Below are 21,742 nucleotides of genomic sequence, written 5' to 3'. Positions count from 1 at the left end.
TGTCTGTTGGCTCAACATTTTCATCGTGCCACAGGAATTCCGGCGTTGTCGATTGTTCTTTGCGCATAGCTTGAGCGTTTCGCCGTCAAATTATGCATTCTCGCGGCTATCCTTAGGAAACCCTGAAGAAGCGGCCCCAATTAAGACACTTAAAACTCACGAAAATTACCCTTGAAAGATTTGCCAGTTCACAAGTTTTCAACATACGAAATCGTGACCTGCACCCCGGTTCGCGTGACGAAAGCAAGGGACTTTTGAAAACCGGCCACCGGCTGGCCTAAGATGATATCTTGCCCGTCATCGGCAAAATGGATTAGGACTTATCTCCTGTTTGGGGGACATAGATGGCGCAGATGGATAGTGATGCGTTGCGTTTGCAACTGGCGCAGCTTCGCCAGGAACACAGAGATCTTGATGCGGCCGTCGAGGCACTCGCCTCAACTTCGAACCAAGATGCCTTGCAGCTGCAGCGGCTGAAGAAGAAGAAACTGATGATCAAGGACCGGATCACGGCACTTGAGGATCAGCTGTTCCCGGACATCATCGCCTGAGCTTGCCTGCCACCGGGTTTCCCGCATCGGCACCATGCACCCCGATTGTGAATTTCCGACACGAAATCTGCCGATTCGCGCTTGCGATGCGCGGCGCGCTGCCTATACTCCGCGGCTCTTCTGAGCCCGCCGGAAACTGGAGCATTTTATGGCCAAAGCGGATGTCGCCATCATCATGGGAAGTCAGTCGGACTGGCCGACAATGAAACACGCCGCCGACACGCTGGACCAGCTCGGCGTCAGCTACGAGGCACGCATCGTCTCCGCCCACCGCACGCCGGACCGGATGTACGACTTCGCCAAGAGCGCAAAGGCCGAAGGCTTCAAGATCATCATCGCAGGCGCAGGCGGTGCAGCCCATCTTCCAGGCATGACCGCGGCCCTGACGCCACTGCCCGTCTTCGGTGTTCCGGTCGAAAGCAAGGCGCTTTCCGGCGAGGACAGTCTCCTGTCCATCGTGCAGATGCCCGCCGGCATTCCGGTCGGCACGCTTGCCATCGGCAAGGCGGGTGCCACCAACGCCGCCCTGCTGGCCGCTGCCGTCCTGGCCCTGCATGATCCGGCAATCGACGCCGCCCTCACCGCCTTCCGCGCCGAGCGCACTGCCGCCGTCGCCGAAACGCCATCCAACGACTGAAATAGCCCGAAGCGGGCAGGATCCATACCATGAACGCCAAAACCCGTTTGAGCCCAGGCGACACCATCGGCATCCTTGGTGGAGGCCAGCTCGGCCGGATGCTGGCGCAGTCGGCCGCCAGTCTTGGTCTGAAGACACATATCTTCTGCCCGGATCCGAACAGTCCCGCTTTTGACGTCAGCGCCACCTTCACGGTTGCGCCCTACGAGGACATCGACGCGCTCGACCGCTTCGCCTCTTCTGTCGACGCCGTCACCTATGAATTCGAAAACGTCCCGGGTCCGACCGCTGCCCATCTCGACGCCAAGGTTCCGGTGCGCCCCGGTGTACGCGCGCTGGAGGTTTCCCAGGATCGGCTTTTCGAAAAGCAGTTTCTCTCCGGTGCCGGTGTTGCCATTGCCGACTTCGCCGACATTGCCTCCCAGCAGGATCTCGATGAAGCCGTCGCGCGTTTTGGCGGTAAGGGCGTTCTGAAGACCCGCCGCTTCGGCTATGACGGCAAAGGGCAGCAGATGATCCGCAAGCCCGAGGATGCCGACAGCGCCTTCGAAAAACTCGGCGCGGTACCGATGGTGCTCGAAGCGCTTATCCCCTTCGAGTATGAAGTCTCAGTGATTGTCGCACGCGACCTGGACGGCGGCATTGCCTGCTACGACGTTGCCCGGAACCATCACGAAAACCACATCCTGAAGACCTCGACCGTTCCGGCCGGCGTCTCGCAGGCAACGCTGGACGCAGCCCGTGCGATGGCCGGGAAGATTGTTGCCGGTCTGGATTATGTCGGTGTCATGGGCGTTGAAATGTTCCTGGTGCGCGAGGCAGCGGGCGAAAGGCTGCTGGTCAACGAGATTGCACCGCGCGTTCACAATTCCGGCCACTGGACGCAGGACGCCTGCCTGACGTCCCAGTTCGACCAGCACATTCGCGCTGTCGCCGGCTGGCCTCTTGGCTCTGCCGAGCGGCATTCGGATGCTGTCATGGAAAATCTCATCGGTTTCGACGCCGACAGCTGGCACGAGGTTCTCAAGGAACCCGCCGCCCGTCTGCATCTTTACGGCAAGGCCGAAACCCGCGAAGGCCGCAAGATGGGTCACGTCAACCGGATCTCGGAAAAGTCCTGAACAGGACCATCTGAAAAGGATTGAAAAAGCCCCGGACACGAGCCGGGGCTTTCTGGTTTTGACGCTGATACGTTGCCGACACGGGGCTGGCTCAGCCGGGCACGAGACCCAGCTTCTCCCGCCGGGCAAAGCGCAGGTTCGCCAGCACCGCGACGGAGGCAAGGCCACCCGCCAGGCCGCACCAGACACCGACCCCGCCCCATTCGGCCACGAAACCAAGTCCAAGCGACAGGCTGATGCCGACGACCCAGTATCCAAACAGGGCATAGAAAAGCGGTATCGTGGTGTCGCCCAGGCCGCGCAGGTTATTGACGCCGATAATCTGGCCGCCATCAGCAAGCTGGAACAGTGCCGCAACCGTCAGGAACGAGACGCCATAGGCCATCACTTCCCTGGCTTCAGGGTCGCTGAGGTCGAGATATGCGCCCACCAGCTGCTCCGGGATCGTCCAGAACAGAATGGCAAATAGGCCCATGAACAGCATGGTCACGACCAGCGCGGTCCAGCCGGCGCGGCCGACCCCCTTGTGGTCGTCCCGCCCGGAAGCAAGGCTGACGCGGGTCATGGCGGCCACGGACAGACCGACAGGCACCATGAAGGTGATGGATGCGATCTGCAGGGCGATGCCGTGACCGGCAAGCGGAAGCGTGCCCAACCAGCCGATCATCACCGACGAGGCCGTGAACAGGGAGCCCTCTGCAATGATGGTCAGTGCAATCGGCGTTCCCAGCCGGACGATCTGGAAGAAGACAGGCCAGTCCGACCGCCAGATACGGCCAAGAATGTTGTAGCGCCGCAGCCTGGGGTGCAGCACGGCATACGCCAGCAGGAACAGGAATGTCGTTGTCGCACTGATGACCGAGGCAATCCCCGCCCCAACCAGTTCCAGGCGCGGGAAACCGAGTTCGCCGAAAATCAGCACATAATCCAGGAACGCATTCGCGATGGCACCGGCAATCGTCGCCCAGAGCACCACCTGCGTCCGCTCCATTACGGTCAGGAAGCCGCGCACGGCCATGATCAGCAGAGCGGGCAACATTGTCCATTGCAGATAGACCATGTAGACTCCCGCGAGCCTGGCCAGTTCCGGCTCCTGCCCCAGCATCAGCAGAATAGGCTCGATGAAGATCAGGATGCCCCAGACCGGAATGCAGAACAGGACGGAAATCCAGAAACCCATGCGCACGGCCCGGCGCAGGTCGCGCAGCTTTTTCTGGCCGCGGGCACGGGCGGCAAGCGGAATCACCGCCTGCAGCACACCCATGCCGAAAAACCAGACCAGCATGTAGAAATTGAAGGCCAGCACGGAGGCAGCAAGCTCCTGCGCGCCGAGACGTCCGATCATCAGAACGTCCGTGGTATTGATGGCCATCTGGGCCAACTGGGCCCCGGCAAGCGGCAACCCCAGAGAAAGGGTAGGCCGTATGTCGCTCCGCCAAAGGGACTGGCTCTTGTCCGAATCGGGAGCCCTTGACGCGTTCTGCGCCATTGTTTCCTCCAACAATGTGGGCAAGGTCACGCCTTCTTGCACGAGGCTCTTCTGACCGGGGTGAGACATCCACCTCTAGTCGTGATACTGTCCGGTGTCCACACTTGTTCTACGGGCTGGGGACACGCTCCGGCGCAGGTGCCGGAATCCGATTTTGGCGGGTTTCTTTGCGAATGCCTGTGGACACATAGGGTTTGCTCTGGTATTAAGCGCGCCAAAGTGAGCGACGCGTCAGCGGCGATAAGGTCTCTGTACACAAGTGGATGCTTGGTTGATCGGTAAACCGATGGGCATTCGCATGTGTTTTTGAAACCACCGTAAGGTTCGTTGGCGAAGCCTCGCTTCCATCATGGTTATTCTTGCTGCGGATCCTCTGCAGCGCATCGAAAACGGGAAAAAACGCGTGCAGGTTCTGGTTCGCGACAACAATGTCGATCAAGCGCTGAAGGCGCTCAAGAAAAAGATGCAGCGCGAAGGCATCTTCCGTGAAATGAAACTTCGCGGTCACTTTGAAAAACCGTCTGAAAAGAAGGCGCGTGAAAAGGCTGAAGCAATTCGCCGTGCACGCAAGCTGGCTCGCAAGCGGGCACAGCGTGAAGGCCTGCTCCCGGGCAAGTCCGCTCGCCGCTAAGTTCGGCTTGAGCGTTTCTGGCGGATTTGGCCGCCAATCTTCTCAAAACTGCCCTAAGGCCGACCGAAGTTCCGGTCGGCTTTTGGCGTTTTGCGGGGAATGCTTCCGGCTCGGTTCAAAGAGCGTGAAGCAGCCATACTCCCGCCCTATTGGAGGCAGATGAACGGCATGTCTAATCGCTTGACCCTTAGAGATCGTATGTGCCGCATGCGCAAGTTTCTGCCCCATGCAACGTTGCTTGGCCTTGCTGCCGTGCTGTCGGCCTGCACCACGGGCGTCTACGACGATGTGCCGACCAATGCTTCGGCAGGGTCTTCGACCAACATCGCCTCTCTGACGGCGGTGATCGATGCCAATCCGAACGATGCAAGCGCCTACAGCACCCGCGGCATTGCCTACGGCCAGGCCGGCAAGCTGGACAAGGCGGTCGAGGACTTCAATCGGGCTCTGCAGCTCAACCCGCAGTCCTACCAGACCTATGCCAACCGCGGTCTTGTCTATCGCCGCATGGGCCAGAACGATCAGGCGGTCTCCGACTACACCCGCGCGATCAACATCAAGCCGGACTATGACGTGGCCTATGTCGGGCGTGGCAACATCTATCGCCAACAGGGCAACTACAACGCTGCCCTTGCCGACTTCAATTCCGTCATCACCCGTGACAGCAGCGATGCCCGTGCGTTCTACAATCGCGGCCTGATCTACCAGGCGCAGAACCAGCATCAGCGCGCGATCGAGGACTTCGCGACCGCCATCGGCCTGAACCCGAAGGCAAGCGCTCCCTATATCGCTCGCGGCATCTCCTACATCGCTGTAAACGACCCGAACGCCGCCTTCTCGGACCTGTCGATGGCTGTCAATCTCGACCGGGATTCCGCTATTGCCTGGGCAAACCGGGGCCTTGCCCAGGAAATGCTCAACAATCCGAAGGATGCGCGCCGGAGCTACACCCGTGCGATCACGCTGGACAACTCCAACAAGATCGCCCGCGAAGGTCTTGGCCGCGTCGGCAACGGCTGATCCGGCCACGACACCCAGCAAGCCTTTTCATCTAGTATCGCGCTCGCACATCGCTGCGAGCGCAGGTTGCGCAAGTGCACCCTTTTCGACGTCAGCGTTCATTCGTGTTAGCGTTTTCAAAGCGATTCGCCACGAGACCGCCGTTCCAGACGAAGAAAAGCCAGCTTCGCACCATGACAGCCAGTCCCATTCTCGTAACTTCGCCGACCACGCGTTCAGGAACAACGCTCCTGCAACGGCTGATCACAAGCTCGGAAAACGGAATTTGCTACGGGGAAACCTGTGGGCGCCGCATCATCAACTTGTGCGAGTTTGCGCACAAGGAGATTGTAAACGTCCAGAACAACCAGGAACGGCAAGCCTTCGAGTGGAACAACATCTTCGAAGAGAACTATGACTACTGGATGGTTGGGCTGGATCTGCCGGCAGAATTTCCAACCCATGCGCTGGTCGGAGCCGTGCAGGTCTACAGGCAGAGCTACGACGATGCGACGCAGGCAATCGACAAGGATATCTGGGCGGTAAAGGTTCCCAATGTTTCCTTTCAAAGCGTCGTCAAGACGTCGGACCTGATCAGCGACCTCAAATGCATCTACATCTATCGGAATGTCTACGATGTCCTGCGGTCGCAGAAGTCGAAGGGCTGGATCACTGACCTGTCGAAGCTTGTCGAAGGCTGCACCGAGTGGATCGCCAACACGGAAGTGATCGTCACGCTGAAGCGCAATCAGTTCGAGAACCTGCCGGCAATGCTGCACGTCGTCGAATATGAGGACCTGACGGAAAACCTTCAGGAGAATATCGACCGGATAGAGGCCTTCACCAACCTGACGGGCATCAAGCCCGAAGTGGCCGACACGAAGATCAACACCTGGAAACCGACGTCTGCATCGAATTTCGAGCCAGAAGTTTCCTATACGCCGCCTCAAAACCTGTCCCGTCAGGAATGCGAAATCATCGACAAGATCTGCGGTCACCGCATGCGGGAGCTCTATCCCGACCTGCAGATGGAAAGATATCTGGCGAACGCCTGACCGCAACCTGGGACAGCCGTCTTGAGCTGACCGGCAAACCAATCACCAACACCAATGAGCGTCAGAACGGTACTTCGGACCGGAAACAGATCCGCTCCCCATGCGCCGGATGGTGCAGTTCAAGCGTTTCGGCGTGGAGCGCAAGCCTGCTGGAGGCTGTCAGCGCCTCACCTTCCGAATAGAACCTGTCGCCGGTGATTGGATGCCCGAGCGAAAGCATGTGGACACGCAGTTGATGCGACCGTCCCGTATGGGGAAACAGCCGGACCCGCGTCGTCAGTTCTTTCCGCTCAAGTACCTTCCACCTGGTGAGCGCAGGTTTGCCAAACTCGAAGCTGACCATCTGCTTGGGCCTGTTCGGCCAGTCGCAAACGAGCGGCAGATCAATTTCTCCCTCGTCTTCTGACGGGCTCCCCCAGATATCGGCAATGTAGGTCTTGAGCGTCTTGCGCCGTTCGAACTGAAGCCCCAGATGCCGATGTGCTGCGGGGTTCCTTGCCAGAACCATGACACCGGACGTATCCATGTCGAGCCGGTGAACGATCCGCGCATCTGGGAAGCGCTCCTGCGCGCGGCTTTCGACGCAGTCGCCATGTTCGGCAGCCTTGCCTGGCACGCTCAAGAGCCCGCTCGGCTTGTCGATCACCAGAAGATCGTCATCTGCGTGCAGCACCGTCAGAAACGGCTCCAGCGGCGGGTCATAGACAAAGGATGCTGGCGCGGCTTGGCTCATCGCACTTGGGGTCCAGGAACAAAAGGAAAAGGCGCGGATCTGACCGCGCCTTTCCAAAAACAGATGTGTTCGTCTGTGCTGGCCGGACCATGAAGGCCGGAGGCTTAGCTCAGACGGTCAGGATCGCCAGGATGCCGCTCAGAACGAAGACAGCTGCAGGCGGGATCCAGCCGGATGCACCCAGAGCCATGCCGACAGCGGTGGCAATGAGGGTTGCGATCAGCAGCAGCCAGCCAAACACGGTAGCAGCGGTGCCGCCAAAGGCGAACATGATCAGGCAGACGACAATGGTCAGGACTGCGATCGTGCCGATCTTGGAGAAGTTGATGAACCCCTCGTAAGTCTGCTCGTGAGCGTCATAGTCCATTGCGGGCGCAGTTTCGTCAGACATGAAGTCCCCCAGGAAAATTCGATAGTCGGCAGCCTACATACAATAAAGCCTGCCGGTTCGGCAATGACGGGAAGTGCACATTTCGTCACACAGGTCGCGACTTTTTGACAGCTTTGGCTTTGGCATCCCTTTTCGCACTGAAATCCTTCGCACAATCAGGCAGCATGTGAGGCTCCGGCAAGCCCGGCTGAAGCGAGTACATCGTTCTGGCGCTTGCGTACGGTTGCCGCTTCAAAACCGTCGATCTGCTCGTTGAACAGCTCAAAGAAATTGAGTTCCGCCCGCAGGTGCAGGAACACTCCGCCCAACCCGATTGCCGCCCGGTCCATGAAGACGAACTCCTGCGGCACCGTCAGTGGCCCCAGTTGCTTCAGGGCGGAATGAACGCGGAAGGCTTCCTTGCGTCCGTATTCGGCAGCCGACACGCCGTCCGCGATCGATCGGACGCGGTCACTGAGCAGAGGACCGTAGATGAACCTTGCCCAGATGTTGAGGACCTCGATGACTTCCTTTTTCAGGTCCTTGAAGCCCCAACGCTCATAGGCCGCGACCACCCGATCGTCATTTTCTTCCAGAAGGCCACGATAGAGTTCGACGACGCCCTCGACAAACGCCTCGGGGAAGATGCGGATGCAGCCGTAGTCCAGCAGATTGATGCCCGCCGGAGCGCCTTCCTGCTCGAACACGGTGTAGTTGCCCAGATGTGGGTCACCGTGAATGACGCCGAAATGACTGAACGGATGCCACCAGGCATGGAACATGGTTCTGGCGAGCAGATTGCGCTCGTCCTGGCTGTGTTCCTTGTAGTCGAGCAAAGGTTTTCCGGTGAGCCACCCCATTGTGAGCAGGCGTTTGGTCGACAGCTCCGGGATCACTTCGGGTACGCGGATACGGTCGAAATCTCCCAGGATGCCCTGATAGACGGCGATATGTGCCGCTTCCCTGGCATAGTCCAGCTCCTCACGGACCCGGGCGCTGATTTCCTTGGCGATCTCGCGCGTATCGATGGCCGGGCTCATGCGCCGGTGCAATGAAAACAGCATCTGCAGTTGCTTGAGATCCGCCTCGACTGCAGAAGCCATGTCCGGATATTGCAGCTTGCAGGCCAGAACGCGCCCATCATGGCCGGTGGCCCGGTGCACCTGTCCAAGGGAAGCCGCTGCAGCCGGCTCCTTGCCGAATTCGGCAAACCGGCCTTGCCAGTCCGCACCGAGCTCAGCCCGCATCCGGCGTTTGACGAAGGCCCAGCCCATGGGGGGTGCACTGGCCTGCAGCTTGGCAAGTTCGGTCGTATATTCCGGCGGCAATGCATCCGGGATCGTCGACAAGAGCTGCGCCACTTTCATCAAGGGGCCTTTCAGCCCGCCAAGGGCCGCGGCCAGTTCGGCCGCGTTCTTGGCATTGTCGAGTTCCATGCCGAACAATCGTGCCCCGGCCACCTTTGCGGCTATGCCACCCATGTTGGTGCCGACTTTGGCGTAGCGCCCCATGCGAGCGCTAAGGCGGTTGCTTTCACGGTCTTTGCTGTCGGCCATGCGGTGGCGGGCTCCCTTGTAACAACTGGCGCTCCTGGAACGCCCGATGCATCAAACCGTTGGATACGGTCTCCTGGCACTACATATGAACTACCGCAACAATATCCAGCTCCACCAGCCGCTATTCCGACGCAGGCGTCCAACTGCCCGGCAACGCCCGGCTATTTTCAGAAATAGCCGCTCCTGCCGATGTCCGCCAGCAGACCGCATTCTGCCGGTTGCCAGCCGAGCGCAGCCCGGGTCCTGTCGCAGGACGCAGGACCATCCATTCCGGCAAAGATACCCAGGAAGCCGAAATAGGATCCTGCGTCATCCGGGGTGAGCGAGCGCACGGGAAGGTCCACCCCCTGGCCGATTGCCTCGGCGATTGCGCGGAAAGGAATGCCTTCTTCGCCGATTGCGTGAAAAGGACCATCTGTCTCCGGTGTTTCAAGTGCCAGACGATAAGCCCTTGCCGCATCCAGACGATGCACCGCCGGCCAGCGGTTTTCACCATCGCCAACATAGGCGGCAAACCCCTTCTCCCGGGCGATGCCGATCAGCATCGGGACAAAACCATGATCCCCCGGTCCATGAACCGAGAACGGCAGACGGACCACCCTGGCGTTGATCCCGGCCTGCACCAATTCGGCCGTCGCGGCCTCGGTAGCTCTGGGATAGGCCTGTGAGGTTGGAACCGCCGGATCGGCTTCTGTTGCCACCGGTCCGGACCGGACAACGGCAACACCCGAGGTAACCAGCAGCGGCCGGTCTGTTCCGGATAGCCCCTCGCCGAGTGTCAGAATGGCGGCACGGTCTTCTTCGCAGCTTGCCGCAAAGCGCGAAAAATCATGATTGAACGCCGTGTGCACGACAGCGTCACTTGCCCTTGCTCCATCACGAAGGCTGTCGAGGTCCTCCAGTGACCCGATCTGCACTTGTGCTCCTTGAGACCGGAGGAGCGCAGTCCCTCTTTCCGATCGGCTGAGGCCAAGCACCTGATGGCCTGCCTGCAACAACTCCGAAACGACGGCGGAGCCAACAAACCCTGTTGCGCCGGTAACGAATACTCGCATGAAAACACTCCGTTGGTTGAACGGCGAGCAGTCTTGCGGCAATATTTATCCAGTTAAAGTAGTGACTTTATACAGGTATAATGACTGACAGGATAAGATGGCGGATATCCAGGAAGACAATAGACTGGGCCGGTTCCTGAAGGATCGCAGGGCAAAACTGGATCCCGCTGCGTTCGGCATTCCCCTCACCCGCCGGCGAACGCCGGGCCTGAGGCGCGAAGAAGTCGCACAACGCGCGAATGTAAGCGTCACCTGGTACACATGGCTTGAACAGGGACGTGGCGGTGCGCCTTCGGCCGACGTCCTTGACCGGGTTTCAAAGGCCCTGATGCTGACGGATGTCGAACGCGAGCATCTTTATCTTATCGGGCTCGGCCGTGCCCCTGACGTTCGCTACCAATCGCAGCAAGGCGTGTCGCCCCGGCTTCAGAACGTTCTGGATGCCCTGGAACAGACCCCTGCCATGATCAGGACCCACACCTGGGACGTCGTTGCCTGGAACCGCGCTTCTTCGGCCGTCCTGACCGACTACGCCAGCTTGCCCCCCGGCGAACGCAACATTTTGCGGCTGATCTTCAGCGACCCGAGGGTCCGCAATATCCAGGCGGATTGGGAAAGCGTCGCCCGTTTCGTCGTCGGTGCTTTTCGGGCCGATGTGGTACGCGCCGGCGCCGCATATGAAACCACAACCCTGGTAGAGGAATTGTGCCAGCTGAGCCCGGATTTCGAACGCCTGTGGAAGGACCATGACGTCCTCGCCTCAGACGACCTTACCAAGCGGTTGAAACACCCTGTGGCCGGCTGGATGAGCCTTGAATGTTCGACCTTTGCCGTCGACGGCCGTGCGGACCTTGCGATGATGGTCTACCACCCGGCGAGCGCTGAAGACCGGGAAAAGGTCAGGGCACTGATTGACGCTCAGCACACAGCACGATCTTCCGCTAGCCGAGACTGATTTTTTCCAGCGCCCGGACCAGATCGTCCCGCGTTGCCACAAGGCCCTTGTAGGCAAGCTGATCCGGATCAAGCGCAAGAAGCTGCTTGCGAAGCCCTTCCGCCAGCCCTGCACGCCCTTCCTGCGCTTCCAGTGCCGCCAACGGATCGTGATGGATCTTGATGGTGAACAGGATATCGCCGGACCCGGGCAGACGCCGCAAGGTTTGCCGCTCGACCCGGAGGAAAAGCTGGGCCAGTGCACCGTCGTCAATCTTCACGCGGATCTGTTTCGGCAAGGGATGGTGAAGGTCGCCGTCGGGATAGATCGACCAGTTGAAGCGCTCCAGAAACTGTCCGGCTTTCAGATTGTCGAATATCCGGGCCACCATCATTCCCATGCGGCTTCCGTTGAAGCCGGGAACATTGTCATGAATGCCCGTCATCGACTGGCCGAACTTCTCCGCCAGAGACCAGGACGAGGGAAAACAGAGCGCGGCGGCCGCGAGCCTGTAGCCGTCCTGCCCGGGCCGCATCAAGACAAGATCTTCCTGCACAAGACTTGCAGCCGTTACGAGTGCGGGAGCCCCGGCAAGCGGGATACGCGCGCCGTTGGCGACAATCTCGACTTCGGCATCCCCGACCCGGTGGGTATCTGCATGAAACCGCGAGAGGTTCTCCGTGAGGAGGTCCAGGACCTCCTGCTGCGCGGCATCTGTGTCCGGCTCTGCACGGAAAACCGTTTCCAGATGATCGGAAAACAGCCGTTTCTTCTCACCCAGATGTTTCACCAGAAAGGGATCGGGTTCCAGCCAGGCCTCCTCACCGATCGGCTTCAGACCGACGGTGAAAGGCTGGCTGGTGCCGTCATAGGGCGTGTGGTGGAAGGGTGGCAACGCTGGCCGTGTCATCGGAAACCGCGTCAAGCCTCTTCCAGAGCTTCGAGTTCGTCGATGATCCGCTCGATCACCGACAGGCCCTTTTTCCAGAAATCCGGATCGACCGCGCTCAGTCCGAACGGAGCCAGAAGTTCGGAATGGTGTTTGGTACCACCAGCCTTCAGAAGATCGAAATACTTCTCCTGGAAGCCGGTCTCCGCTTCCTCGTAAACCGCATAAAGCGAGTTCACCAGGCAATCGCCAAAGGCATACGCATAGACATAGAACGGCGAATGGATGAAGTGCGGAATATAGGTCCAGAAGGTTTCATAGCCTTCGCTCAACTTGATCGCCGGACCGAGGCTTTCGCCCTGCACCGACATCCACAATTCACCGATCTTGTCCGACGTCAGCTCGCCATTGCGCCGTTCCGTGTGAACCTTGCGCTCAAAGGTATAGAAGGCGATCTGGCGCACCACGGTGTTGATCATGTCCTCCGCCTTGGAGGCCAGCATCACCTTGCGGGTCTGCGGGTTGTCCGCCTTGGCAAGCAGGGATTTGAACGTCAGCATCTCGCCGAAGACACTGGCCGTTTCCGCCAGGGTCAGCGGTGTCGGCGCCATCAGCGGTCCGTTGGGTGCCGCCAGCACCTGGTGAACGCCGTGGCCCAGTTCATGGGCGAGGGTCATCACGTCGCGGATCTTGCCCTGGTAGTTGACCAGCACATAGGGGTGCGCGCTTGGCACTGTCGGATGGGCAAAGGCACCGGGCGCCTTGCCGGAGCGGGCCGGCGCATCAATCCAGCGCCGGTCGAAAAACCGGCCTGCGATTTCCGCCATGTCCGGTGAAAAGGCGCTGTAGGCGGACAGCACCGTGTCCTTCGCTTCATCCCAGGGGATCAATCGCGTGTCGGCATTCGGCAGAGGTGCGTTACGGTCCCAAGTGTTGAGCTGGTCCATGCCCAGCCACTTTGCCTTCAGCTTGTAGTAGCGATGCGACAGGCGCGGATAGGCGTCGCGCACGGCTGCCACCAGCGCATCGACAACTTCCCGCTCGACCCGGTTGGAAAGATGGCGGCTGTCGGCAATGTCCGTGAAATTCCGCCAGCGGTCGGAGATTTCCTTGTCCTTGGCCAGCGTGTTGGTGATCAGCGTGAAGGTGCGCAGGTTTTCCTTGAAGGTCTGTGTCAGAGCTTCCGACGCCTTGCGGCGGGTATCGGGCGAAGGATCCACCAGCATGTTGAGCGTCGGTTCAATCGACAGTTCCTGACCGTCGACATCGAAAGTCAGAGAGGCCATCGTCTCGTCGAAGAGCCTGTTCCAGGCACCCGCGCCCGTGACGGACTTTTCGTGGAACAGTTGCTCCACCCGGTCTTCCAGCTGATAGGGCTTGCCTTTGCGCAGATCCTCGATCCAAGGCAGGTAATGTGCAAACTGGCTGTCCTGAAGCGCAGTTTCCATCACGCCGTCATCGATCTTGTTCATCTCCAGCGTGAAGAACAGAAGATGCGAACTTGCCGTCGTGATCTGCTCCTGCACATCGCCGTAGAATTTCTGCGACGCGGGTTTGATCGTGTTTTCCGAATAGACCAGGCCGGCGAAGGAAATCAGCCTGCCCATCAGGTCTTCAAGTTCCTCATAGGCGCGAATTGCCGTGACCAGCGCGGGAACATTGCTCTGGGCCATATCGGCCAGCCTGCCCTTGTAGGACGTCTCGAAGGTTTTCGACCGCTCCAGGATCTCCTTCAGGTCGGCAGCAACCTCCGGCGCGTCGACCGCGGGATAGAGATCCGTGAGGTCCCATTCGGGAAGCGCTCCGAGATCTCCTGAAGCGGCGGCCTGGGGGGCATGGACGGGATGTGGAATGGGCAAGTTTTTTCTCCGGTGCGCCTGCGGACGAACGGGTCCGGCAATCTTCTGTTGTTAGAATTAGTAGGCCGGGAAAAGGCCCGCCTGCAATCTGACTGTGAAAACTTTTTTGCCTGCACTTGGACGATTTGTTTACCCAATTGCGACCAGAATGGTTCGAAACGAGACAATTCGGGACGAGCGAAACCGCCAATGCAAGCACTCAGCGGCAAAATTCTCATTGTTGACGACGATCCCATCCAGCGCAGGTTGCTTCAGGAAGCCGTGAAAAAATTCGGCTACCGGTCGAAAACAGCCGAGAATGGTGCCGAAGCGGTGCGCATCATGTCGAGCCCGGAAGCCAGCGAGATCGACCTGATCATTCTCGACATGGTGATGCCCGAGCTTGACGGTCTGGGCGTTCTGGAACGTCTACGCTCCGACAAGAACGCAACGCCGGTCATCGTTCAGACCGCCCACGGCGGCATTGATACCGTGGTCAACGTCATGAACGCGGGCGCTCAGGATTTCGTGGTCAAACCGGTGGCGCCGGAACGGCTCAATGTCTCGATCCGCAATCTCTTGAAGACATCCGCTCTGGAAGGCGAGATCACCCGGATCCGCAAACAGGCCTCCGGCACACTGACCTTCGCCGACATCATCACCCACTCGCCGGCCATGGAACGGGTGATCAATCTGGGCAAGAGGGCCGCCGCGTCGAACATTCCGATCCTGATCGAAGGGGAAAGCGGCGTCGGCAAGGAAATGATCGCCAGCGCCATTCAGGGATCCAGTGACCGCAAGTCCAAACCTCTGGTCACGGTCAACTGCGGTGCGATTCCCGACAATCTGGTCGAATCGATTCTCTTCGGCCACGAGAAAGGCGCGTTCACCGGCGCGGTCGACAAGCATGTCGGCAAGTTTCAGGAAGCTCATGGCGGAACGCTGTTCCTGGACGAGGTTGGCGAGCTGCCTCAGGAAGTTCAGGTCAAGCTGCTGCGCGCCCTGCAGGAAAGCGAGATCGACCCGATCGGCGCTCGCCGCCCGGTGAAAGTGGATTTCCGTCTGATCTCGGCAACCAACCGCCGCCTGATCGACCAGGTGAAGGAAGGTGTCTTCCGGGAAGACCTTTATTACCGGCTCAACGTTTTCCCGATCTGGATCCCGCCTTTGCGCGACCGGCGAGAGGACATTCCCGCGCTCACCCGCCATTTCCTGGCCCGTTTCGCGGCAGAGGAAGGCAAGCCTCAGGTGGCCGGCGTCACCGCGGACACGCTCGCGATGCTCCAGGAGTATCACTGGCCGGGCAATATCAGGCAGCTGGAGAACGCGGTATTCCGCGCTGTCGTCTTGTGCGACGGCCCGCAACTGACGATCAACGATTTCCCGCAGGTTGCCGCGGCAACGGAACAGACCGCCTCTCCGGGCGCAACGCTCCAGCCGCAGGCACAGATGGCCTATCCGGACCGATTGTCCGGAGGCGATCTTGCCGCAGCACCGGTCCGCCCGAGCGAACCCTCGGTTCCACCGCACCACCCCCCGTCAGCTCCCGCCCCTCAGGCAGGTTTTGAACAAGCGGCGCCCTTCGGTTTCATGCGCAACCTCGATCAGGACGGTCATGTCCGCAAGTTGACCGATATCGAGGAGGAACTGATTCGCGCAGCGATCAATCATTATTCCGGACGCATGACAGAAGTTGCCAAACGGTTGGGAATCGGCCGATCCACGCTCTATCGCAAGCTCAAGGAATACGGATTGGACGAGAGCGGCAAGGACGCGGCAGCCTGAATTGAGGCAAATCATAGCGCAAACTGTCGATTTCGACGATATTTTGACGCATTCTCCGGGTAACCACCGCTACCGGAGCGTTTTTGCACTACGCGCTTGCGCCGTTGCAGTTCTGCAACGATTATCAGCGAAGCGAAAATAGGGTAAAAACTTCTTAACCTGCGGCAGCTAGGCTATGCATCCTGCTGGGGAGCACGGGATGGGTGAAAGCCCTCTGAAAACGGCGAGATAGAGATTGCGTACACGGTTAGTTGATTTCGACGCCGTCGGTTGGCTGAAGCGTGCCGCGAAAGCGGCCGGCGCGTTTGCTGTCGTGTCTGCGTGCCTGGTCACCTTTGCCCAGGCCGAGACGCGTACCCTGAAGCTGTACAACACGCATACCAAAGAGCGTGTGTCGATTACTTTCAAGAAAAACGGCCGCTATCTGCCGGATGGTCTGCGCGAAGCCAACCGCTTCCTGCGCGACTGGCGCCGTAACGAAATGACCAAGATCGATCCGGAACTGCTGGATCTGGTCTGGGAAGTATACCAGAAGGTGGGCGCAAGCCAGCCGATCCACGTCGTCTCCAGCTACCGGTCTCCCGCAACCAACAACATGCTGCGCAAGCGGTCCTCTGGCGTTGCCAAGAACAGCCAGCACACGCTCGGCAAGGCGATGGACTTTTTCATTCCCGGCGTGAAACTTGCCACCCTGCGTGCCACTGGCCTGCGCAAGGAAGTGGGCGGCGTCGGCTATTATCCGAGATCCGGTTCCCCCTTCGTGCACATGGACACCGGCAGTGTCCGTCACTGGCCGCGCATGAGCCGTTCCGAACTGGCTCGCGTGTTCCCGGACGGCAAGACACTTCACTTTCCGTCCGACGGCAAACCTATGAGCGGCTACAAGGTTGCGCTCGCCGAAAGCAAGTCCGGCCGGTCGAGAAGTTCCAAACCGACGATCGTGGCGTCCAACACGCGCTCAAGCTCTTCCAATGGCCTGAGCACGCGCGACCAGAATCTGACCCGCCCGGGCAAACCGATTCCGGTGACCGCGCAGGATGACAATGCGTCCTCCGGTGGCGGCAACCTGTTTGCCAGCCTCTTTGGCGGCGGCAACAACCGTGACAACACATCCAAGCGTCCGGGCGCCGTCGGCAACACGCCGCCGGCACCGGTTGCCGAAGCCCCGGCTGTGGTGATCGAAAATCCGCCTGTTCCCAGCCGGAAGGTCCTGGAAAGCGAACCGGAAGCACCGGCAGCAGCACCGATTGTTGTAGCCAGCAACGCGCCGATCGTGAAACCGCCTGCGGATATTCCCGCCGTGGCGGCAAGCAAGACGCCCCCGCCCGCACCGAACACGCTTGATGCACAGCGGTTTGCAATCGAGACCGGGCAACCGAGCGCGCCGACACAAGGTGCAAACCCGGTTCCCGAGAAAGCAATCGACTCGCGGTTCCAGGTAGCCTCGCGCACGCCGCAGCAGAAACCCAGCAAGGGTCTTAGCGATGCTGCCAAGGTTGCAGCGGCTAATCTCGGCCTGACCGGCGATGTCCCCGTACCGGGCTCTGCTCCGACCGATGATCCGGTCGCAGCCATTGCCGCGGCAACGGGTACTTCCGTACCTTCTCCGGTGCCTGCACCGCGTTCGGAAACGACGCTCGCCTATGCTTCGGCCTCTGCAGCACCGACGAGCCTGAGCCGCTCGCTGCGTCCGTCGGTAAGCGAACCGGCACGGGCACAGGCCAATCGGCCGGCAGCCGGCGCCACCGCCAAGACAGCCCCTGCACGTCAGCAGTCCGTTTCAGGCCGGATCCCGCGTGATAAGATTGTCGATCCGCTTGCCGGGTTTGCAAGCCTGCCGGACAAATCCGCTCCGACGCTTCTGTCCGGCGCAGGCACCACGCGTCATCAGACCTTCGCGTGGCTCAGCCACCCCAACCAGCGCCAGCTGAAGAACGTGATGATGCCGGGCAACCGCTTTGTCTCCGCCAGCTTTGAAAACAATCCTTACGGCGACCTGCGCACAGACCGGTTCGACGGTCCGGCAGTGGTCATCCTTCCGGTACGCTTCGCGCGCTGAAGCGTCGACCATTGAAAGATTGAGCATAAAAAAAGAGCGGCTTTTCAGCCGCTCTTTTTTCTTGTCGTGAACCGCGGTTACCGCAGCTTGTCAGCCTTCGCCGCCGCCAGCACCACCAGCCATGCCAAGCGCATGCAGGTAGAGGTCGAGAACCGCCTCTTCCTCTTCACGCTCATGCGGCTGCTTCTTGCGCAGGGAAACGACCTTCCGCAGGATCTTGACGTCAAAGCCGTTGCCCTTGGCTTCGGCATAGACGTCCTTGATGTCATCGGAGATGACTTTCTTTTCTTCTTCAAGACGCTCGATACGCTCTACAAACGCGCGCAGCTGGTCGCCTGCCACTCCACCGGGATCGGACATGTTTTCTGTTTCTCCTTCTCGTACTTCCTTGTCGCGCAGTGCGCGGTCTCAATGGCCGCGGCTGATATGAGCCGCCGTCAATAACCTGGCCGTGCGTTGCCAGACTCCGCATTGGCCGTCAAGCAGCCAAGCAAGCCGACGCAACTTCCGGCTCAGTGTTGGGGTTTGTTCTTTTCAAAGGCGGCCTGCTGATCCGCAGTCGCCTCGGTCTGGTATTTGGCCTTCCAATCGTCGTAAGGCATGCCGTAGACGATTTCGCGGGCCTCGGATTTTTCCAGGGAAACGCCCTTGTCCTGTGCCGCGTCCTGATACCAGTTGGACAGGCAGTTACGGCAGAAACCGGCCAGATTCATCATGTCGATGTTCTGAACGTCCGTCCGTCCACGCAGATGTTCCACAAGGCGTCTGAAAACCGCAGCTTCCAGTTCGAGTTTCGTCTGATCGTCCATCCCGAAGGTCTCCCTGTCCCGGACCGGTGGCCCGGCCTTAAGCAGCGTCGCTACGCGACTTGAAATGCTGGATCCGCCGGCAGTCGGACATGCCGGCAATTTTTCTCAGAACCGGCTCGAGTCGGTCCGCCCATTCAAGCGCTCCAGCCGCGTCGGCAATCAGATCCTGCCGCAGTTCCAGAAGCGCATGTGCCACTCCCCGGCGGGTTGCGTGCCGGTACATTGTGTCGTTTTTGAGAGCTCCGTCGTAGGGTTCATTGTCACCGACGACGATGTCTTCCTGCGCTCTCAAGCCTTCAAGCATGGGCTGAACGGCTCGTGGGTCGCTGTCCCACAGAACGGTGACATGCCAGGGCCGCGGCACGCCGCGCCAGACCGGCGTGAAACTGTGAATGGAGACGATCACCGGCGGCTCGCTCACTTCCATCATGGCATCCAGCGTCTGGTCGATGAGGTCGTGATAGGGTTTGTGAAACCGGTCGATGCGGATCGCCCGCTCCTTCGTGTCGACCTTTGCATTGCCCGGCACGACGGCACCGTCCGACAGGCGCATGATCAGCGTAGGGTCGTCATCGCCCCGGTTCGGATCGATCAGCAGCCGAGAATAGGTGGTCAGGCAAGCTGGCGCATTGAGTCGCTTTGCAAGTTCGAGCGTGACCGCGCGCGCACCGATGTCATAACCGATATGGCGTTCGAACTGTTCGGCCGGAACGCCGAGATCGCCATAAGGCTCAGGGACCGTGTTGCGGGCGTGATCGCACAAGAGCAGCAATCCGGAAGTAAAATCGCCCTTTACGTATTCGGTCGGCTGAAAGGCCCGGCCGGTTTCGGCTGCTGGTTCTATCATGTCTCGCTTCGTGGAAACTTTTATGGCTCGCTATCGCGCAGGCGGTCAGGTTTACGGCAAACCGGCGAAGGAACCAAGCCCGAAAACACCGCTTTCCGGCGGCAACACCGCAGGCCATCCACACCTTCCACACCCTTCCTTGCAATCAAGGCACCTGTGTTTTTGCCAAGGTGTGTACAACGCGGTATACGCTTTATTGACAGCTAACACCGATCTGAGGCGGAGCGGCCATGTTCCCGCCCCATTTCTGACGGCATAGGGGGTGGGACTGTTCATTTGGACAAAAAATCCGGACGGTTCGGGAAACAAGTCTGGGCGAAAGGCTCCGTATCCCGTTAACGACGTTGACAAGGCCCCCTTGTCGACGCAAAAAGCGAATGTCTGTAAAGCAGCAAAGCGAACGACTGCATATGTTTAAGGTTGGGGAACGGAACCAGGGCGAGTCTCGGGCATGTATCAGCGTGCCTGTGAAATTTGCCTTTGCTGCATTCCTCACCGTGCTGTTTTTCTCCGCATCCAGTGACGAAGCCAGAGCGGATCTGCGCCTTTGCAACAAGACCGACAGTCAGGTTGGTGTAGCCATCGGCTACAAGGACAAGACCGACTGGGTCACCGAAGGCTGGTGGAACCTTGCTTCCAATTCCTGCGAGACCCTGGTACCCGGGGCGCTGGTGTCACGATACTATTACATCTACGCAGTTGATTATGACCAATTCGGCGAATGGGGTGGCCGGGCGTTCATGTGCACCCGGGAAAAGGAATTCACCATTCGCGGAATTGAGGACTGTGTGGCTCGCGGATTCGAGCGGACAGGCTTTTTTGAAATCGACACGGGCGAACAGAGCAGCTGGACGGTCCAGCTGACCGAACCCGTGCAACAGGGGACAGGTGGGCGATGAGGCGTAACCGGCGAGTCAAAATTCTTGCAACTCTCGGACCCTCCTCCTCAGAACAAGACATCATCGAAAAATTGTATCGCTCCGGTGCGGACGTGTTCCGCATCAACATGAGCCATACCGATCATGATCGTCTGAAGATGCTCGTTGAACGCATCCGTTCTGTTGAGGAGAAGGTTGGACGACCAATCGGCATTCTGGCCGATCTGCAGGGACCCAAGCTGCGTGTGGGAACGTTTGCCGACGGTCCGGTCATGCTGGAAAACGGCGCAACGTTCACGCTGGACGCCGACAAGTCCGGCGGCAGTGTCGACAGGGTACACCTGCCGCATCCCGAAATTCTTCAGGCTCTCGAGCCGGGCCACCGCCTGCTGCTCGATGACGGCAAGATCCAGCTCAAGGTTCTGGAAGCCGACCGCACCCGGGCCGTGACGGAAGTTGTCGTCGGCGGCAAGCTGTCCGATCGCAAGGGCGTCAGCGTTCCCGATTCGGAAATCGCAACCAGCGCCATGACCGAGAAGGACCACAAGGACCTGATCGCCGCCCTCGACCAGAACGTCGACTGGGTGGCTCTGTCCTTCGTGCAGCGCCCGGACGACATTGCCGAAGTGCGCAAGATCACCCGTGGTCGCGCCGGCGTCCTGGCCAAGATCGAAAAGCCGCAGGCCATCGGCCGGCTGGACGAGATCATCGAACTCTCCGACGCCATCATGGTTGCCCGTGGCGACCTGGGTGTTGAACTGCCTCTGGAACAGGTTCCCGGCCTTCAGAAGCGTATCACCCGCGCCTGCCGCCGTGCAGGCAAGCCGGTCGTGATCGCCACGCAGATGCTGGAATCCATGATCAACGCACCGGTGCCGACCCGCGCCGAGGTGTCCGACGTTGCCACCGCCGTGTTCGAAGGCGCAGACGCCGTCATGCTGTCGGCCGAATCCGCTGCAGGCGAATTCCCGATCGAGGCAGTGTCCACCATGGACAAGATCGCCCAGCAGGTGGAACAGGATCCCAACTACCGCACGATCATCTACGCACAGCGGACCGAGCCGGAAGCCACCGGCGCCGACGCGATTTCGGCAGCGGCCCGGCAGATTGCCGAAACGCTGAACCTTGCTGCTGTCGTCTGCTACACGACGTCTGGTGCAACGGGCCTGCGTGCCTCTCGTGAACGTCCGGCCAGCCCGGTGATCGTTCTGTCGCCGGTGCTTGCAACTGCACGTCGCCTGTCGCTCGGCTGGGGCTTGCACTGTGTGGTCAGTGAAGACGCCGCCAACGAGGAAGACATGATCGACCGCGCCTGCCGCATCTCCTTTTCCGAAGGGTTTGCGAAACCGGGTCAGCGCATTATCGTGACCGCAGGTGTGCCGTTCGGCACTCCAGGCTCCACGAACATGCTGCGGATTGCCTTCGTCGGCAACGACGGCCAGGGCGGCATTTGACGATCTAATCGGTTAAAACAAACCGGATGACGAAAGGCGGCTTCAAGGCCGC

The 21,742-nt window shown here is 59.8% G+C and carries 21 protein-coding genes; 11 read left to right on the top strand and 10 right to left on the bottom strand.

Annotated features, from left to right (window positions below):
• The first annotated feature begins 344 nt into the window (after window positions 1–344).
• The 3 genes from J7447_RS26155 to J7447_RS26145 all read left to right on the top strand — a co-directional run bounded on the left by J7447_RS26155 (window position 345) and on the right by J7447_RS26145 (window position 2,309).
• Window positions 345–551, top strand: a complete 207-nt coding sequence (locus J7447_RS26155) for a DUF465 domain-containing protein (protein WP_023003497.1) — start codon at window positions 345–347, stop codon at window positions 549–551.
• Between the two features lie 148 nt (window positions 552–699).
• Window positions 700–1,188, top strand: a complete 489-nt coding sequence (purE, locus tag J7447_RS26150) for a 5-(carboxyamino)imidazole ribonucleotide mutase (protein WP_055661187.1) — start codon at window positions 700–702, stop codon at window positions 1,186–1,188.
• A 29-nt stretch (window positions 1,189–1,217) separates the two neighbouring features.
• Entirely contained in the window at window positions 1,218–2,309 is a 1,092-nt protein-coding gene (locus J7447_RS26145) for a 5-(carboxyamino)imidazole ribonucleotide synthase (protein WP_209171430.1), read from the top strand.
• Between the two features lie 91 nt (window positions 2,310–2,400).
• Here the strand turns inward: J7447_RS26145 and J7447_RS26140 are convergent, their stop codons facing one another.
• Window positions 2,401–3,798: an MATE family efflux transporter gene (locus tag J7447_RS26140; protein WP_031270537.1), complete on the bottom strand. Its 1,398-nt coding sequence runs from the start codon at window positions 3,796–3,798 to the stop codon at window positions 2,401–2,403.
• Window positions 3,799–4,201: 403 nt separating this feature from the next.
• Here J7447_RS26140 and rpsU point away from each other — a divergent pair, with 403 nt between their 5' ends.
• The 3 genes from rpsU to J7447_RS26125 all read left to right on the top strand — a co-directional run bounded on the left by rpsU (window position 4,202) and on the right by J7447_RS26125 (window position 6,483).
• The gene (rpsU, locus tag J7447_RS26135) at window positions 4,202–4,429 is read left to right on the top strand and encodes a 30S ribosomal protein S21 (protein ID WP_008188883.1); all 228 of its coding nucleotides are present in this window, start codon (window positions 4,202–4,204) and stop codon (window positions 4,427–4,429) included.
• 168 nt (window positions 4,430–4,597) lie between these two features.
• Window positions 4,598–5,449 (top strand): tetratricopeptide repeat protein, encoded by an 852-nt coding sequence (locus J7447_RS26130; protein ID WP_208984760.1) that lies wholly within the window; start codon window positions 4,598–4,600, stop codon window positions 5,447–5,449.
• Between the two features lie 173 nt (window positions 5,450–5,622).
• Complete coding sequence (locus J7447_RS26125) at window positions 5,623–6,483, top strand: sulfotransferase domain-containing protein (protein ID WP_055661184.1); 861 nt, start codon at window positions 5,623–5,625, stop codon at window positions 6,481–6,483.
• Between the two features lie 61 nt (window positions 6,484–6,544).
• On the opposite strand, the gene J7447_RS26120 is transcribed toward J7447_RS26125, so the two are convergent.
• The 4 genes from J7447_RS26120 to J7447_RS26105 form a co-directional block, all read right to left on the bottom strand.
• Window positions 6,545–7,216, bottom strand: a complete 672-nt coding sequence (locus J7447_RS26120; RefSeq protein WP_023003504.1) for an RluA family pseudouridine synthase — start codon at window positions 7,214–7,216, stop codon at window positions 6,545–6,547.
• Window positions 7,217–7,325: 109 nt separating this feature from the next.
• The gene (locus J7447_RS26115) at window positions 7,326–7,607 is read right to left on the bottom strand and encodes an aa3-type cytochrome c oxidase subunit IV (RefSeq protein ID WP_023003505.1); all 282 of its coding nucleotides are present in this window, start codon (window positions 7,605–7,607) and stop codon (window positions 7,326–7,328) included.
• Between the two features lie 155 nt (window positions 7,608–7,762).
• On the bottom strand, window positions 7,763–9,142 hold the full coding sequence (locus J7447_RS26110; RefSeq protein ID WP_077291749.1) for an AarF/ABC1/UbiB kinase family protein: 1,380 nt from the start codon (window positions 9,140–9,142) through the stop codon (window positions 7,763–7,765).
• Window positions 9,143–9,309: 167 nt separating this feature from the next.
• On the bottom strand, window positions 9,310–10,197 hold the full coding sequence (locus J7447_RS26105) for an SDR family oxidoreductase (RefSeq protein ID WP_209171429.1): 888 nt from the start codon (window positions 10,195–10,197) through the stop codon (window positions 9,310–9,312).
• 97 nt (window positions 10,198–10,294) lie between these two features.
• Between J7447_RS26105 and J7447_RS26100 the strand changes: the two genes are divergently transcribed.
• Entirely contained in the window at window positions 10,295–11,152 is an 858-nt protein-coding gene (locus J7447_RS26100; RefSeq protein WP_209171428.1) for a helix-turn-helix transcriptional regulator, read from the top strand.
• Here the strand turns inward: J7447_RS26100 and J7447_RS26095 are convergent.
• Both J7447_RS26095 and J7447_RS26090 read right to left on the bottom strand, forming a co-directional pair.
• Entirely contained in the window at window positions 11,139–12,041 is a 903-nt protein-coding gene (locus J7447_RS26095) for a DUF3445 domain-containing protein (RefSeq protein WP_209171455.1), read from the bottom strand. The genes J7447_RS26100 and J7447_RS26095 overlap by 14 nt on opposite strands.
• Window positions 12,042–12,052: 11 nt before the next feature.
• Complete coding sequence (locus J7447_RS26090) at window positions 12,053–13,879, bottom strand: M3 family oligoendopeptidase (RefSeq protein ID WP_209171427.1); 1,827 nt, start codon at window positions 13,877–13,879, stop codon at window positions 12,053–12,055.
• Window positions 13,880–14,068: 189 nt separating this feature from the next.
• On the opposite strand from J7447_RS26090, the gene J7447_RS26085 reads away from it, so the two are divergent.
• Together J7447_RS26085 and J7447_RS26080 are read left to right on the top strand one after the other, a co-directional pair.
• Window positions 14,069–15,643, top strand: a complete 1,575-nt coding sequence (locus J7447_RS26085; protein WP_209171426.1) for a sigma-54 dependent transcriptional regulator — start codon at window positions 14,069–14,071, stop codon at window positions 15,641–15,643.
• A 235-nt stretch (window positions 15,644–15,878) separates the two neighbouring features.
• Window positions 15,879–17,702: a DUF882 domain-containing protein gene (locus J7447_RS26080; protein WP_209171425.1), complete on the top strand. Its 1,824-nt coding sequence runs from the start codon at window positions 15,879–15,881 to the stop codon at window positions 17,700–17,702.
• 90 nt (window positions 17,703–17,792) lie between these two features.
• Here the strand turns inward: J7447_RS26080 and J7447_RS26075 are convergent, their stop codons facing one another.
• The 3 genes from J7447_RS26075 to J7447_RS26065 all read right to left on the bottom strand — a co-directional run bounded on the left by J7447_RS26075 (window position 17,793) and on the right by J7447_RS26065 (window position 19,358).
• Complete coding sequence (locus tag J7447_RS26075) at window positions 17,793–18,062, bottom strand: DUF2312 domain-containing protein (RefSeq protein ID WP_031270542.1); 270 nt, start codon at window positions 18,060–18,062, stop codon at window positions 17,793–17,795.
• Window positions 18,063–18,214: 152 nt separating this feature from the next.
• Window positions 18,215–18,511 carry a DUF1244 domain-containing protein gene (locus tag J7447_RS26070; RefSeq protein ID WP_023003523.1) on the bottom strand — a complete coding sequence of 99 codons (297 nt, stop codon included), beginning with the start codon at window positions 18,509–18,511 and terminating at the stop codon, window positions 18,215–18,217.
• Window positions 18,512–18,548: 37 nt separating this feature from the next.
• Entirely contained in the window at window positions 18,549–19,358 is an 810-nt protein-coding gene (locus J7447_RS26065; protein ID WP_077291744.1) for an N-formylglutamate amidohydrolase, read from the bottom strand.
• Window positions 19,359–19,825: 467 nt separating this feature from the next.
• Between J7447_RS26065 and J7447_RS26060 the strand changes: the two genes are divergently transcribed.
• Together J7447_RS26060 and pyk are read left to right on the top strand one after the other, a co-directional pair.
• On the top strand, window positions 19,826–20,257 hold the full coding sequence (locus J7447_RS26060) for a DUF1036 domain-containing protein (protein WP_228148130.1): 432 nt from the start codon (window positions 19,826–19,828) through the stop codon (window positions 20,255–20,257).
• On the top strand, window positions 20,254–21,690 hold the full coding sequence (pyk, locus tag J7447_RS26055; protein ID WP_023003528.1) for a pyruvate kinase: 1,437 nt from the start codon (window positions 20,254–20,256) through the stop codon (window positions 21,688–21,690). The genes J7447_RS26060 and pyk overlap by 4 nt, the downstream gene beginning before the upstream one ends.
• Window positions 21,691–21,742 lie beyond the last annotated feature (52 nt).

This window comes from Labrenzia sp. R5_0 (genome assembly GCF_017743835.1).
GTDB lineage: Bacteria > Pseudomonadota > Alphaproteobacteria > Rhizobiales > Stappiaceae > Roseibium > Roseibium algicola.
This window is presented reverse-complemented; position numbering and strand designations above follow the sequence as displayed.

Coding starts and splice junctions, on each gene's coding strand:
- J7447_RS26155 (WP_023003497.1), top strand. CDS start 345: ATGGCGCAGATGGATAGTGATGCGTTGCGTTTGCAACTGGCGCAGCTT.
- purE (WP_055661187.1), top strand. CDS start 700: ATGGCCAAAGCGGATGTCGCCATCATCATGGGAAGTCAGTCGGACTGG.
- J7447_RS26145 (WP_209171430.1), top strand. CDS start 1,218: ATGAACGCCAAAACCCGTTTGAGCCCAGGCGACACCATCGGCATCCTT.
- J7447_RS26140 (WP_031270537.1), bottom strand. CDS start 3,798: ATGGCGCAGAACGCGTCAAGGGCTCCCGATTCGGACAAGAGCCAGTCC.
- J7447_RS26130 (WP_208984760.1), top strand. CDS start 4,598: ATGTCTAATCGCTTGACCCTTAGAGATCGTATGTGCCGCATGCGCAAG.
- J7447_RS26125 (WP_055661184.1), top strand. CDS start 5,623: ATGACAGCCAGTCCCATTCTCGTAACTTCGCCGACCACGCGTTCAGGA.
- J7447_RS26120 (WP_023003504.1), bottom strand. CDS start 7,216: ATGAGCCAAGCCGCGCCAGCATCCTTTGTCTATGACCCGCCGCTGGAG.
- J7447_RS26115 (WP_023003505.1), bottom strand. CDS start 7,607: ATGTCTGACGAAACTGCGCCCGCAATGGACTATGACGCTCACGAGCAG.
- J7447_RS26110 (WP_077291749.1), bottom strand. CDS start 9,142: ATGGCCGACAGCAAAGACCGTGAAAGCAACCGCCTTAGCGCTCGCATG.
- J7447_RS26105 (WP_209171429.1), bottom strand. CDS start 10,197: ATGCGAGTATTCGTTACCGGCGCAACAGGGTTTGTTGGCTCCGCCGTC.
- J7447_RS26100 (WP_209171428.1), top strand. CDS start 10,295: ATGGCGGATATCCAGGAAGACAATAGACTGGGCCGGTTCCTGAAGGAT.
- J7447_RS26095 (WP_209171455.1), bottom strand. CDS start 12,041: ATGACACGGCCAGCGTTGCCACCCTTCCACCACACGCCCTATGACGGC.
- J7447_RS26085 (WP_209171426.1), top strand. CDS start 14,069: ATGCAAGCACTCAGCGGCAAAATTCTCATTGTTGACGACGATCCCATC.
- J7447_RS26075 (WP_031270542.1), bottom strand. CDS start 18,062: ATGTCCGATCCCGGTGGAGTGGCAGGCGACCAGCTGCGCGCGTTTGTA.
- J7447_RS26070 (WP_023003523.1), bottom strand. CDS start 18,511: ATGGACGATCAGACGAAACTCGAACTGGAAGCTGCGGTTTTCAGACGC.
- J7447_RS26065 (WP_077291744.1), bottom strand. CDS start 19,358: ATGATAGAACCAGCAGCCGAAACCGGCCGGGCCTTTCAGCCGACCGAA.
- pyk (WP_023003528.1), top strand. CDS start 20,254: ATGAGGCGTAACCGGCGAGTCAAAATTCTTGCAACTCTCGGACCCTCC.